Below are 15,031 nucleotides of genomic sequence, written 5' to 3' on the forward strand. Positions count from 1 at the left end.
CGTAGAGAGGAGAACAGTCGATGTCTATCTTAATCCTCGGATTTCTGACTTCGCTGATCGTATCGTTTATTGCGACACCGTATGTAAAAAAACTGGCGGAAAAGGTCGGGGCGGTAGACGCTCCCAACCAGCGCAAGGTACATACGCGGATCATGCCCCGCATGGGGGGCCTTGCGATTTACCTGGGCTATCTGGTGGCGTTCTTCCTGTTCGTTCCGTACGCCAGCATGTCGGAAATGCTGGGAATTTTTATCGGGAGCACCATTGTGATGGCGGTTGGCATGCTGGATGACAAATTCCAGCTCGCGCCAAAATGGAAGCTGCTCGGCCAACTGATCGCCACGGCAATCGTCGTCATTCCGTTCGGACTCCAGATCGGTGTCGTCAATCTCCCGTACTCGGGCAGCATTGACTTTAGCAGCGGCTGGCTTTTCTGGCTGGCCATTCCGATCACGATGTTCTGGATCGTCGGCGTGACTAACGCCGTCAACCTGATCGACGGCCTGGACGGCTTGTCCGCAGGCGTCTCCGCTATCGCGGCGGGAACGATGGGCGTCATGGCCCTTTTGATGGGCGATTACAAGGTCGCCACCTACTGCTTTGTGCTTTTAGGGGCGATTGTCGGTTTTCTGTACTTTAACTTTCACCCGGCCCGCCTGTTCATGGGCGACACCGGTTCGCTTTTCTTAGGCTTCAACCTGGCTGCTTTGTCGATCATGGGCTTCAAGGAAGCGCTCTTCGTTTCCTTCATCATCCCGATTGTCGTGCTGGGCGTCCCGCTTTGGGACACATTCTTCGCGATCGTGCGCCGCATCGTGAACAAAAAGCCGATTTCCAGCCCGGACAAAGGCCATTTGCACCACTGTTTGCTGAACATGGGTCTGTCCCATCGTTCCACTGTGCTTACGATCTATTCGATCAGCATCTTCTTTGGCACGATGGCGATTCTGCTCACCAAAACGACAAAGTGGACGACCATCATCGTCATGGTCGTACTCCTGATCGCCATCCACCTGGGCACCGAAATCGTCGGCCTCGTCAGCCGCCGTCACCGCCCGCTGATTAATGCGTATAGACGGTTGAGGATTAAACAAGCCGAGCAAGAGCGGCGGACGAATTGAAGGCATGAGGAATGGAGGAAAAGCCCTTGCGGATGCAGGGGCTTTTTGCTTATTTATCGTTCGTTCCAGATGAACGAGAGATGCAACAAGAGATAAGAATTCGATTATCCAGTGTGCCGATTTGGCAGATTTCCCTTAACTTTCGGGTTGCTAATACCGATAACACAAAGGAAGGATCCATTTGAAACAAGTACAATTAATTATAGGAGAGGTGAAAGAAGTGCCTAGAAATATTTTTGCTAAAAAGCACTGGATTTCAGCTGTGCTTTCAATCCTGCTATTCGTGACGGCCATACTGCCTTTCGGTACGGGGATTGCACATGCTGCCGGTGGGATCTCGTTAATCGGATTCAGTAGTAATACATCGCCTACTAATCCCCATATTTACTATTCACCGAAGCTGACATTGCAGGGAACTTACGGTTTGGATATTAATGGAGAAGACCTTCGCTATACGGTTTCCAACCTCAATGGTTCCCAACCTTCAGACACGAGCAGCATCAAGCCTTCGCTTGATACCGTTACGCGGAAGTTCACATTCGATAACATTTCTCTGACCCCCGGGGTCAATAAAATTTCATTTTATGAAAAAAACGGAAATGTTACTACCGATTTGATTAGCTTATATGTGCAGTATAACAACACCCCGTTAATTTCCGGTTTGAAGCTGAACTCCGTATTTTTGGAGTCAGATCCGACCATTGTAGAGGTAACTTCCACACGCAACCTTACGCTGGCCCTGTCTGGGAAGGCTTTAAATGCGGATAACATCGTGGCTATCAACAAGACGACTGGCAAAACGTTTAGCGATGATGTGAATACCTCCGGGAACTTTTCGATTGACCTCGAAACGCAGATCGGTCTCAACAACCTTGACATTCACGCGTATAGCCAAAACAAAGAAGTCGCGTTGATTAACCGGAACGTACTGGTCATTCCGAAAAGCAGTGTGCAAGGCGGCTCTGATCAATTGTACAATGTGAAATTCAAAGAGGCGAGTGCGGGTACGGAAACAAAAATCGAGCAGATTCCGCCTGCGAATAATGAGCTGATTCAGACCGTAGCGGGTAACGGTTTTGAGATTACGGCAAACCTGCTAATTAAATTGCAGTCAGGTGTTACTGTACTCGATTCCACACTGACTGATACATCAGCTCCCGATGCGCCAGTCGTTCAACCAGTTACCAGCAGCACGACTGCAGTAAAGGGGACGGCTGAAGCAGGCTCCACGATTGTCATCAAAAAAGGGGCAGCGAATCTTGGGTCTGGTACAGCCGGTGATGATGGGAGCTTTTCTGTCAATATCAGTGCCCAGCCAGCCGGTGCCGTTCTTTCGGTAACGGCAAAAGACGGTGCGGGGAATGAAAGCGCACCAGCAAATGTAACGGTGAATGCTGCAGCGGACACAGTAGCGCCTGCGGCACCTGTAGTAACACCTGTTAAGGACAACCATCTTGTAGTTACCGGTACCGCAGAGGCGGGCTCCACGGTCACTGTAAAAAGAGGGCCGACGCAAATTGGAACTGCATTTGCCGCATCTAACGGGATTTTTACGGTATCCATTCCGGCGCAGCCGACAGGAACGGCGCTTTCCGTGACGGCCACTGACAGTGCTGGGAACAATAGTGCAGCAGCTGTAGTAGTAGTTGCATCAGCGACATCTGGAACAGATGTAACACCTCCTGACGCTCCCGTTGTCAATCCGGTTATCAGTACGGATACGCAAGTGACGGGGGTAGCAGAAGCGGGCACAACGGTGACGGTAACCAACGGGGGAGGCCTGTCGGCAACGGCGACGGCAAATGCAGATGGAAGCTATCAAATAACGATTCCTCCTCTAGGAGCGGGTACCGATCTTACAGTGACAGCGACAGATAGTGCTGGCAATGCAGGTCCAGGCACGACGATTACAGTAACAATCGCACCGATCGTTACGCCGGTGGACACGACTCCGCCAGCAGCACCGACTGCTGTCCCCACTACTATCGACAATAGCGCGACCATTCTTTCTGGAGAAGTAAACCCGGCGGAAGGGGTTACAAACGTTCTTGTAAAACGCGGAGCGACCGTTCTGGGGTCCGCTACACCTGACGCTGCGGGTGATTTTTCCGTGATGATTGCTCCGCAACGAGTCGGTGATGTACTTTCTGTAGTAGCATCCGATGCGGCAGGGAATATAAGTCCGGCCGCAAAAGTGAAGGTACTCGCGAAGAACTCGCTGACTGTCACCCTGGATAACCTTAATTCTTCGTCAACGGATATACAGGCGACAGGTGTGACTTTCACGCCGATCCAAAACAGCGCCATTTCATCGGATTACAAGCTGTACAGCGTCAAAGCGACCATTGCGGGATCTGTGCTGGAAAACGACAGTACATACGCGATGATTGTGAAATACGAAGCCCAGAAGTATGATTCCTCTACACTCACCAATATCGTGACGGAATCGACAGTAGCGAATTTTCCTTTCCAGTTTGTGTATAAGAAGGCTGACGGAGAGCGATTTGGAGCGGTCACGGATATTTCCAGTCCAACTGCAAAGCTGCCAATAAAGACGGACGGTACTCCTAATATCGTGAGTGTTTTGCCTGCAAAGGTCAGTATTGAAACCTACAACTTGAGTGCTGCTACAGCTGATTACAAGATCTTCTATAACAATAGCCTGATACCTTTGAAGGAAGGGGCGGGTAACGATTATCTGTTAAGTTTTAAGGAGCCTAAGAACCTCGATGCAGATCCAGACAATGACTTGGCGGTTATTGAATTTTTAAAACTGCCGGCGAACGAGACCAAGGTAAAAGTAGTATATCAAGGTACCAAGGAAGTTTCGTTCACGTTGAAACCGGAAGTAGTGCCTTCCTTACTCTTCTACTACACGGCATCCGGGCAGGAAAAAGTGATTAACAGTCAACTGGAGATTACCGATCCGAGTGTGTCGAAGTTCATTGTGGACAATGACAAATTCCGAGGGAAGATTTACAACTACAAGCTCACTTCCGGGAACATGAAAGTGACGCTGAACGGGAATACGGTACAATACCTGTTGTCGGCCGATGCCGACCCGACAGACAATATCATTCCGTTTGAAATCAACAAAAGTCAATTTCTGGCTGGGGGATCCTGGAATTTAAAACAAGGCAGCAACAACCTGACCTTTGAACTTCTGGATGACCCGAACGTGAAGTTTACCTACAATATCATCTACAACACCGAGAAGACACCAAGGATTCAGGACGTAAAACTTAAGGTCGTTCAAGGCAAGAGTGATGTCGAGTTGGAACAGACATCATCTTCTGCAGCATACAATACGTCTGCTCTGTTCTTGAGCGAGTTTTCCTTTAATGTTGCCAATGTAGAACCAGGTGCCACCGTTAGCATTACCAAAGATGGAAATGTCATTGCCAAATACGTGCTGACGGATCCATCAGGTGATTGGGATTTCTTGGACAATGATTCTGATTACGTCAAAACACGTGATGCTGCGATCAAAGGGAATATATCTGGCTTGGGGCCAATTTTTGATAACAGCACATTCTCCAAGGCAGAAGATATCAATAACAAGTTTTCATTCAGCGCTGTAATGGACTCCGACGATTATGGGGACGAGTTGATCGGGGAACTCGATGATGACATGGGGCTTGCCGCTGACGAGCTTGAAAACAGAGTGAAGCTGTTCCCGCTGACTCTGACCAAAGGTGGAACCACCAGCTATCAGATTGAGATCACGCAAGGTTCGATCGCCACTCGCCAAGCTTTTACGATTTCACAAGATACGCAGGCATGGACTGTGATTTCCCCTACAAAATCGCAAAATGCCCCGTACATTTCGGTAAACAGCAACTCTGTACCCATCAAAATTTTCGCTGAAAAGGCAACGAAAGTGCTGTTTGGCAAAACCGAGGCGGTTGCGTACAATACGACTGATCCGGATTTCGTGTATGATTCGGAAACAGGCAAACTTGTGCCGCAAACTTACTACGTGTTTGAATCGAACGTTTCACTAAAGCCAGGTCTCAATACAATCAAGTTTACGGTCCAATTCGGATCTAACAGTCATAATGACGAAATCAAGATCTACAACATGAATTCGGCAGTGAGCGGTGCGGAAAGCAGAGAGATATTCGGGAAAAAATTATCGTTCAGCGTATTTGAAAAATCGTTTGAATTAAAATTCCCTACCGGAACTGTACTGCTTGCACCACAGAACAATCGAGTCGGTTCGGAAATCAATCCGCCATCAACCGACATCTTTACGGACGTGCCATTGTATTTTGGGATTGCAGACCGGACAAACGGACGAATTTCTTTGGATGATGACGATTTGAAAGATGATATGGAAGACGTACTTCGCATTTCCTCGGACTTTAACTATGCTAGTCCCCTGTATTACGTGGATGCAGGTAACTCGAAGCCTGGAAGTCAAGAGGGGGACGATGATCGTGCTCCAGGGGGGCGCGATCCGTATTTTGAAGGAACTGCAAACAATATCGAGATGGAGCCATTCGTAAAGCGTTGGGAGGATAACCTGGTTCCAAGTAAAGTCGGAACTCTGACCATTAAATATGATTCTTCCATTGTCAATGCGGCTAACAACATTCTGACGATCTTCTACAACAATGGGGAAGAGTGGGTGAATCTTGGAGGGGTTGTCAATACGTCGAAGAAGACAGTTACAGTGCCTTTCAAAGGATTCGGGTATTACATGGTCATGAAAACACGGGAAACCTTCTCTGATGTGATCAACCATCCGTTTGCTCGTGATGCGATTGAAACTTTGTATGCAAAAGGCATTATGAATGATGCGCCAGGAAGCGGCTTCGGAACCGAGTTGAAAATTACGCGCGGTGAATTTGCCACCATGATTGTAAAGGCGTTGGGCTTGCCAATCAATGCTGGACCATACAAAGACAACAATGAGAATGATCCCGCTGAACCAACCTTCACGGATGTTCGTCCTAGTGACGATGACTGGAACTATGAGTATAAATATATCGAAACAGCTGCACGGGCAGGCATTGTTCGGGGCAAAGACACACGTGCATTCTTCCCAGATGATTCGCTGACAAGGGAAGAGGCTGCGATTATGATTGCGCGCGCACTGAACCTCAAGCTAGGTACACCAGAAGCTGCCTCCATTGCATTGGGGAAAATGTTCACCGATGCACAATTAACCGGATACTATGCAGCACCGTCTGTATTGGTTGTGGCGAAGGCAAAAATCATGAACGGTGAACCTAACGATCCGAATGCGAAAAAGCCGACCTACCGATTTAACCCAAAAGGCGATCTGACACGGGCTGAAATGGCAGTGATCACGATTCGGATCATGACTCAGCTCAAAAAACTGCCAAAATAGAACTTCAGAATTTCGCCATATATATAGAAGAAAAAAGCGGAAGAGGGCATGTGCCTCTTCCGCTTTCTTTTTGTATACATGCCTGAGAATTACACAAGAACAGGGTTCTCCAAGCGGCAGCTCTCTACTCCCCCTGCTCATCCCCCACCGCTTCCACAGGCACCTCGACATACTCCTTCTCACCCAGGACAATCTGCGCCTGTCCATTCGTCAAATCGGTAAACCGCTCCACAAACGCATCCTGCCCTCCCTCGGGAATCAGCACATGCGCGGTAACCTTGTCCGTAAAATCAGTCCCGCTCACCCGATATTCACCGATACGTAGCTCGTTCTCCACCTTGCCCCACCACGTATAGTCCACTGTCACCGAGATTGCCTGGTGCAGCGTATGCACAACGATTTTCGCGGCTTTCAAGGCTGCAACCGTTCCCGCTGTATAAGCCCGGACAAGTCCGCCAGCTCCCAGCTTGATTCCCCCGAAGTAACGGGTGACCACTACGACGGTGTCCTTTACGCCATTTTTCTTGATGCACTCCAGGATCGGCTTGCCTGCTGTACCGCTAGGCTCGCCATCGTCGCTGGAACGTTGAATCTGGTCGTTTTCGCCAATGACAAATGCGGAGCAGTTGTGCGTAGCATCCCAGTGCTTCTTTTTGATCATCGCGATAAACGCAACCGCTTCTTCTTCTGTCGTAACCCGTTGCGCGTAGCCAATGAAGCGGGAACGCTCAATGACAATCGTGTCCTCTCCATAACCAGCGACGGTTTTGTATTCGGTAAGCATCGATCGATCACCTCAAGAAAAGGATAGCATGTAGAAATAAGCTTGGCGAATCCTGAAATGTTTTTGACACAGAATCGTAGTAATCTAGGGGGCAAAGAAGGGCGAGAATGCGCTATACATGGTAAGGTGTGCAGGCGTTTATGAAAATGCTGGCAGGACACGAATTTCTTGTGTACGAAACATGACTCTGTGATATAGTGTTCTTGGGACAAACTGTAATATTTCAAGTAGTGAAAAGTTTTACGATCAATACAACTAAAGGAGTGGGAATCACATGAATTTTCCTTATTCGAATAAAAAGTGGATGAGTATCAGCTTGGCAGCTGTACTCACAACCGCTATTGGAGCAGGAACCTTGACCGCTTCTGCCAATACGGGAACAGAGGCGGCGAAGCCGGCGCAAACACAAACCGTAGCGGCGGATACAAGCAATACAGCAAAACCCGAGTCGGCTGCCGTTGAGGAACTGACGCTGGAGAAAGCCATTGCACAAGCGTTGCAAACCAACAATACGCTGTTAAACGCACGCCTGGATGCGAAAAATGCGGATATCAACGAAACGCTTTCCTCCATGTCCGCAGCGAACATGTCCAAAGACATGATCGACTCGCTGGAAGGGATCAAGGAACAATTGAACGCCGCCAAGTCCAAGTACGTAGGGACCGCCCAAGCCGAGATCAATAAAAAGCTGAATGCCCTGGCGGTAAAAGCAACCGAATCCAAAATCAGATTGGGTGCGCAAAATGCCTACTACAACCTCATTTTCGCACAGGACGACTACGAGTTGAAAAAACAAAGCCTGACGCGTGCAGAAACGCAGCTGAAAGTGGCCAAAGCGGCCTTTGACGTGGGAACCAAGGCAAAAACGGACGTCCTGCAAGCGGAAATGGGCGTAGCAGGTGCAAAGGCTGCCTTGACCTCCGCAGCAAATGCGGTAGAGGTGGCTAGGATGGATTTGAATGATTTTCTCGGCGTGGATTTGAACAAAAAGTGGAAGATCGTCTCCAACAACAAACAGGTAGCACCGATTTCCCTTACCCTGGAGCAAGCCCAGGCAGAGGCGCTCACCAAACGCGTAGAGATGACCAAAGTGCAGGAAGAACTGAATTTGGCAGAGCTGAACGTCAAATTGATCGAGGAGTATTCGGCATTGTCGACGCTCCAAGGCCGTCAAGCCCGCAATAACGTGGAAAAGGCGAAAATGGCCATTGAAGAACAAAAACGCGCCATTTCCAAAGAAGTGGCCCAAGCCTATCTGAATCTGAATGCGGCAAAAGAGGCGATTGCGTTCCAGAAAATCGCGAAAGACTCCGCTGCCGAGAGCTACCGCCTGACCAATCTGCGTTTTGAAAACGGCCTTGCGACGACACTCGAAGTGATTCAGGCAGAAGAAGAGCTGTCTAACCGCGAGAACCAGTACCAAAAAGCGATTTTGAACTACAACCTGGCTGTCGTAAACTTTGAAACAGCACTGGGCAACTAAGCTGGATAGGGAAGAAAGATTTGTAAAGCGTTAAAGAAAATTGGAAAAAGGTTCAATGGTGACAGTCCGCCCTGCGTACCCTATAATACGAATTGTGGCGGATGTCACTTCGTACATAATCGACAGGTGAATAGGAACCCACGAAAAAATCCTAAATTTTTTTCGAAGGCGCCGCAACTTTTGATTGGCTCAGGCGTTTAATAGGATGTCACACGAAATACGGGGAATTGTGTAAAAAAGATTCACGAATTCTAGCACTTGTGTTACACTAGTGATTGTTGCATTTTACACAATACTGAATATACTAGAGATTTTTAACACAAAAAAGCGAAGCTGGCCTGCGAAAGGAGGTGACACGCGCTTGCAGGATTCGGGCTTTAAAAAGAAAGATAGATTACCAACAAATATTCCCCAAGAACAATTTGTTTATACTAGAGGAGGAGAACACAAGGTTATGAAAAAGGTCGTTAACAGTGTATTGGCTAGTGCACTTGCACTTTCTGTTGCTCCAATGGCTTTCGCAGCAGAAGATGCAACTACTACAGCTCCTAAAATGGACGCTGCTATGGAAAAAACCGTTAAGCGCCTGGAAGCTCTCGGCCTGGTAGCAGGTTATGGCAACGGCGATTACGGTGTAGATAAAACCATCACTCGTGCAGAGTTCGCAACTCTGATCGTTCGCGCTCGCGGACTGGAGCAAGGTGCGAAACTGGCACAGTTCAACACTACTTATACAGATGTGAAATCTACTGATTGGTTTGCTGGTTTCGTAAACGTAGCTTCCGGCGAAGAAATCGTAAAAGGTTTCCCGGACAAATCCTTCAAACCACAAAACCAAGTTACTTACGCAGAAGCAGTAACCATGATCGTTCGTGCACTGGGTTATGAGCCAGCAGTTCGTGGCGTATGGCCAAACAGCATGATCTCCAAAGCTTCCGAGCTGAACATTGCGAAGAGCATCGCCACTCCTAACAATGCAGCAACTCGTGGCGACATCTTCAAAATGCTCGACAACGCTCTTCGCGTAGACCTGATGGAGCAAGTTGAATTCGGAACTGACGTTCGTTACGAAGTAACCGACAAAAACCTCCTGACCAAATACCTGAAAGTAACAGTAGTTGACATGGAGTGGGCTCATGAGCAAGGTCATGATTCCGACGATCTGCCACTCGTTACGAACGTACCAGCAATCGGCCTGGGCAAACTGAAAGCGAACGAAGTTACCCTGAACGGTAAAGAAGCTGGTCTGGGCAACACTACTTACAAAGTAGCTGACGGTATCAACCCTAACGACTTCGCTGGTCAACGCGTACAAGTGTGGATCAAAGACGACCGTGAAGACGTAATCGTTTGGATGGAAGGTTCCGAAGACCAAGAAGTAATCCTGGATCGTCTGAGCGAATTTACTCTCAAAGGCAAAACTACTGACGGTAAAGACCTCAGCACTTCCGATCTGGCTGATCTGAAAGTGGAACTGGATGCAAGCGGCAAAACTTACCGCTTCAACAAAAACTCCCAAATTACTTACAACTTCAAACGTTACAGCGATCCAGTTGACGCTTTGAAAGAAATCATCGCTGCTAACGACACCTTTGGTGTAAAAGTCGTTCTGGACAGCAATAACGAAGTTTCTTACATGCACGTGATTGACGACACCAAAATGAACCTGAACTCCAAATTGAAGTACGGTTCTGAAGTGATCGGCAAAATCGACGTTGAGAAGAAGAAAATCACCAACCTCGATACTGGCAAGTTCAACGAGCTGGATGACAAAGAAGAAGGCAAAGACTTCCTGGTATTCCTGGATGGCAAACCAGCGAAACTGAGCGACCTGAAAGAAGGCGATGTATACTCCGTATACTACGCTGATGGCGATCAAGACAAACTGCTGGTATTCGCTAACCGCACAGTAGTAGAAGGCAAAGTTGACAAAGTAGTGAGCCGCAGCACTTCTGACTACCGTCTGACTGTTGGCGACAAAACATACCGCATCTACAAAGGTGCTACTTACTCCGACAACGGAAACAAAGATGTGAAAGAACTGGACGGCAACAACTGGGATCTGATTTCCAACCTGGATTCCGAAACTGTGAAACTGGTACTGGATGCTTCCGGCCGCGTTCGTCACATTGAAACCAAAGATCCAATCGACGATCGCAAACAAAAAGCAATCGTTACCAAAGGTGTTGTTTACAACACTGCGAAAGACACTTATGACTTCACTGTATTGACTCAAAAAGGCAAAAAACTGGCTCTGTCTCTGGACAAAGAGGACATCTACAACGCTGAAGGCAAACACTATGGCCGCGACAACATGGACGCTGATGAGCTGGAAGAAATCCTGCAACCAAGCAAAGATGAGTCTATCGCTCTGCTCGAGGTAACTTTGGATTCCCAAGGCGAAGTAGACAAAGTTCAAATCTTGAACTCCAAACTGATCAAATCCTCCGGTTCTACTTGGGATAAATTGGCAGACGAAACCGACGATGTTGTTGGCGACTACGAAGTAACCGACAAAACTGCGATCTTCAAAATGACTGGCGCTCTGGATACAGCTGCAAAACGCGCTGAGCTGAAAAACCCAGGCATCGCGAAGTTCAAAGACATCGCGGACGAAGACGATCTGACTGTTTACTACTCCGTTGACGAAAACAAAGACGAAGTAGAAGCAATCTTCGTAGTAGAAGGCGACGGCCTGACTGGCGATACCTTCTACGGTGTAGTTACAGAGTTCGGTTCTGTGAACAAACAAGATTCCATCAAAGTTCTGACTAAAGATGGCGACACTGTAACAACAAAAGAGTACAAACTGGACGATGATCGTGAAGAGCTGCAAGATCGTGGTATCAAACGCGGCGACTTCATCGCATTCCAATTGAACTCTGATGATGAAGTAGTGGTTGACGACGTTATCGAAGTGGTTAACAACCGTTTCATCGATAAAGACGACAACGTACAACTGCTGGATGATTCCGAGTGGAAAGATGCTAGCATCGCAAAACTGACTGTTGCTCGTGTAGATGATGTTGATGGCAACACCATCACTTACAAAGCTGGCACTAACGATACTCGTAAACTGCTGACGAAGTCCTCCACTGCGTTCATCGACGTATACGATGACTTCGAAGCTGAAGATGGTGTAGAAGAAGGCGACTACATCGTTCTGCTGGACAGCGACGAAATCGATGGTGATCGTTATGACTACGTCCTGATCGTAGGTAGCGAAGACTGGGTAGAAAAAGAAGGCGTGGATGAGAAGGCTGTTGAAGACTTCTTGAAACAATCCTTCGGTGGTGACAACGGTGGCGGTAACGATGACTGGGATGCTGTTCCTACTTCTGTCAATGTAGAAAACGGTAAATTCCCTATCGGTGTTGCGACTTCCTACCTGTTCACTGTTGGTTTGAACGAAGGTATTGATCCAAGCGATGTGAAATCTGCAACAATTACACTCGACGGTGAAACCTTCACTGGTAAACTGGAAGGAAACAAAATCAAGTTTGCATTCTCTGCTTCTGTTGATGTAACCTCCCTGAAAGTTACAGTAACAAGCCAAGAAGGCGAAACAGATACTACAACTGTAAACTTTAAATAAGTTTTATAAACAGCGTGTCTGTTCTGCACTAAAGTGAGATGAACGGCGGAGGGAGGGACCTCCTTCCGCTGTTTCTACATACTCACTATATAAAAATTCCTTATCACCATACGGAGGGGTAGTACGTGAATAAAAAAGTAACTCTTTCCCTGCTCTCTGCTACAGTATTCGCTAGCATGGCTGCTTCTGCCTTTGCAGCACCAACACAGGGTGTGTACATGGGCGGCAGCGTAGATAAATTCTATAAGCTGGATGATCTGTTCCAACTGAGTGCTGAAGCTAAAAAGGAATTCGTTTCCAGGCTGAATGCTGCTAATCCAGATGGCGACTTTAAAAACCTGGTGTTTGTTGACTTTGACGGCAAAGGCGCTAAGTTCAGCGAAATCTTGGCTCAAGGCACTCTGGCAAAAGCTAAGAGAGACCTGACCAAAGCTGATTTTGAAGGCTCTTACGTGACAGTAAACACTGATGGCACTGATGGTGTTTCTTACGATCCTCGTAACGATGCAGTCGACGGTGCTCCTGGTGAACTGAAAGTTGAGTCGGTAAGTGCGATTAACCTCAAGCAGTTGGAAGTTAAATTCAACAAAGAAGTTGACAAAACAACTGCAGAAGATGAGACACTGTACTTCGAGAATGGTTCTGCTCTTAGCAGCTCTGTAGCAACAGCTGAACTGCAAGATGATAATAAGACGGTAATCTTGACCTTCGCAACAAAGAAAGCTCAGAATGCGACTTTTACTTATAAAGTGGATGGCGTAGAAGACGCAGATGGTAACGCAATCGAAAGCGGTGACTTTACTGCAAAATTCGCTGATACAACACTGCCTACTGTCTCTAAAGCAGAATACAAAGGCGGAAAAGTTGTTATTACTTTCTCTGAGCCATTGGCTACTGCTCCAAGCGTGGTTCGTGTAAATGGTAATCCAGTAACTTTTGGCTTTGTTTCTGGCTCCACTACACAAGTTGAAACACAAGCGCTCACTTTGGCAGCGAACAGCACTGTGACTCTCTATGTTGCAGGTGCAAAAGATGAAGCGGGACTCGAAATGAACTTGTACAATGGTTCTTTCAATACTCCAGCAGCTGACACTGTAAAACCAGCGATTACTTCCGTAACACAAGTTAGCCAAAACACCGTTCGCTTTGTAGTAAGCGAAGAACTGGGTACTTCTGCATCTGATCTAGAAGATGGAGACGTAAAAGTTCTCAAAGGTTCTACTGTCTATGCCGATGGTGTTTCTGGTACATCTGTTACTGTTACCAAGAACACAACTGTAGACCCATCCGGAAAAACTTATGATGTTGCTTTTGACCTGGGTGGTGCAGGTGCTCCTGACTATGGTATCTATGCATCTAGCACAGCTGCTTCTCAGGCAGTGACACTTCTGCTTGATGCTGATGTAATTAAGGATGCTGCAGGAAATGGGAACGTAGCATACTCCCAAGGCTTCACATTTAACCGTGATACTCAAGGCCCTGCTTTCGTATCGGCTAAGGCTTCTGCAAACAAAGAAGTAATTGAAGTTACTTTCAATGAAGACATTAAAGCTGCTGCATCTGATATTGATGAGAGCAAAATCATTGTTACTGATGCTAGCGGTGTAAGATATCCTGCTATTAATGCTACAACCGTTGGTAAATCTGGTGCTCCTAAAGTCCTTGAAATCGACTTTGTAGCATCTGGTACTATGGCAAACGGTACTTATACCGTTCAAATTGGTGCAGGTGCAGTGAAAGATGCTCTTGGCAACCTGAACACTGCAGCCTCCACTACAGTAACTGTAGGTGACCCAGCTGATACAACTAAACCAACTGTAACACTTGACACCGAAACTACAATTGACACTCTCCAAAGTTCTGCAAACAAATTTGTAGTTGATTTCGGAGAGGAAGTAGGCTCTTCTGCTCTTAACCTGAGCAACTACAAATTGGATGGCGCAGCGCTGCCTACTGGCACTGTAATCTACTTCAATAGCACTGCGAAGGATAGCGTTACTATTGAGTTGCCAGCTGAATCCATCAACTTTGGTGTTAACCCAACTGGTGCAGACGCTGTTCTCACTGTAAGCAATGTAGCGGATAAGGCAGGTAATGTTGCTGTAACAACTAACCTGACTGCTAAAGTTGCTGATAATACAGGTGCTGTTGTACAGTCCGTACAAGTTTACGGCAATGACATTTTGCTAACTTTCAACGAGAACATTGATACCACTTCCACTGCTGCAATTGATACAGTGTCTGAGTTGGCAGCAGACTTTGAAATTAAAGTAGGTTCCGATCTGTTGAACCTGGGTACTCTTGGAACGGGTGGTACTGGCGGATCTGCTGCTAGTGTTGCAGCTGCATTGGTACCTGGAAACGCAAAACAAGTAAAAATCACAATTACTCCTCAAGTAAACGGAACAGGTTACACTGGTCAAGTTGCTTCTAACTGGGATCCTACTAAAGTTATTACTGTTAAGACACTTGGTGCAACCCTGTTGGATGAGAACAAATACGGAGTTAAAGCTGGCGTATCCGTACACAACTAATTATTTTATGACATGGAAGGTGTCTGACACCATCCAAAGGGCCTGTCTCGAAAGAGGCAGGCTCTTTCTTTCCCCCAATTTCACTGCAAAACTTTCTGGTACCTCACTGCATTTCCTTTCCCCTAACAAGTCCATCACCGACCTTGCAGCCACGACAA

At 47.3% G+C, this 15,031-nt stretch carries 6 protein-coding genes; 5 read left to right on the forward strand and 1 reads right to left on the reverse strand.

Annotation, left to right across the window (positions count from 1 at the left end; translation table 11 throughout):
• Positions 1 to 20 precede the first annotated feature (20 nt).
• Positions 21 to 1,121 carry a glycosyltransferase family 4 protein gene (locus ACTHO6_RS04830; RefSeq protein ID WP_440239927.1) on the forward strand — a complete coding sequence of 367 codons (1,101 nt, stop codon included), beginning with the start codon at positions 21 to 23 and terminating at the stop codon, positions 1,119 to 1,121.
• Positions 1,122 to 1,302: 181 nt separating this feature from the next.
• Positions 1,303 to 6,477 (forward strand): Ig-like domain-containing protein, encoded by a 5,175-nt coding sequence (locus ACTHO6_RS04835; RefSeq protein WP_440239929.1) that lies wholly within the window; start codon positions 1,303 to 1,305, stop codon positions 6,475 to 6,477.
• Between the two features lie 124 nt (positions 6,478 to 6,601).
• On the opposite strand, the gene ACTHO6_RS04840 is transcribed toward ACTHO6_RS04835, so the two are convergent.
• Complete coding sequence (locus ACTHO6_RS04840) at positions 6,602 to 7,261, reverse strand: YigZ family protein (RefSeq protein WP_440239931.1); 660 nt, start codon at positions 7,259 to 7,261, stop codon at positions 6,602 to 6,604.
• A gap of 274 nt (positions 7,262 to 7,535) precedes the next feature.
• Between ACTHO6_RS04840 and ACTHO6_RS04845 the strand changes: the two genes are divergently transcribed.
• From ACTHO6_RS04845 to ACTHO6_RS04855, 3 genes are all read left to right on the forward strand, one after another.
• Positions 7,536 to 8,744 carry a TolC family protein gene (locus ACTHO6_RS04845; protein WP_440239933.1) on the forward strand — a complete coding sequence of 403 codons (1,209 nt, stop codon included), beginning with the start codon at positions 7,536 to 7,538 and terminating at the stop codon, positions 8,742 to 8,744.
• A gap of 454 nt (positions 8,745 to 9,198) precedes the next feature.
• Entirely contained in the window at positions 9,199 to 12,339 is a 3,141-nt protein-coding gene (locus ACTHO6_RS04850) for an S-layer homology domain-containing protein (protein ID WP_440240094.1), read from the forward strand.
• A 125-nt stretch (positions 12,340 to 12,464) separates the two neighbouring features.
• The gene (locus ACTHO6_RS04855; RefSeq protein WP_440239935.1) at positions 12,465 to 14,873 is read left to right on the forward strand and encodes a hypothetical protein; all 2,409 of its coding nucleotides are present in this window, start codon (positions 12,465 to 12,467) and stop codon (positions 14,871 to 14,873) included.
• Positions 14,874 to 15,031: the final 158 nt, after the last annotated feature.

The organism is Brevibacillus sp. SAFN-007a, from assembly GCF_051967035.1.
In the GTDB taxonomy this organism is placed as follows: Bacteria; Bacillota; Bacilli; order Brevibacillales; family Brevibacillaceae; genus Brevibacillus.

Bases quoted from the DNA above. Each gene is read 5' to 3' on its own strand.
- ACTHO6_RS04845 (WP_440239933.1), top strand. From the start codon at position 7,536: ATGAATTTTCCTTATTCGAATAAAAAGTGGATGAGTATCAGCTTGGCA.
- ACTHO6_RS04850 (WP_440240094.1), top strand. From the start codon at position 9,199: ATGAAAAAGGTCGTTAACAGTGTATTGGCTAGTGCACTTGCACTTTCT.
- ACTHO6_RS04830 (WP_440239927.1), top strand. From the start codon at position 21: ATGTCTATCTTAATCCTCGGATTTCTGACTTCGCTGATCGTATCGTTT.
- ACTHO6_RS04840 (WP_440239931.1), bottom strand. From the start codon at position 7,261: ATGCTTACCGAATACAAAACCGTCGCTGGTTATGGAGAGGACACGATT.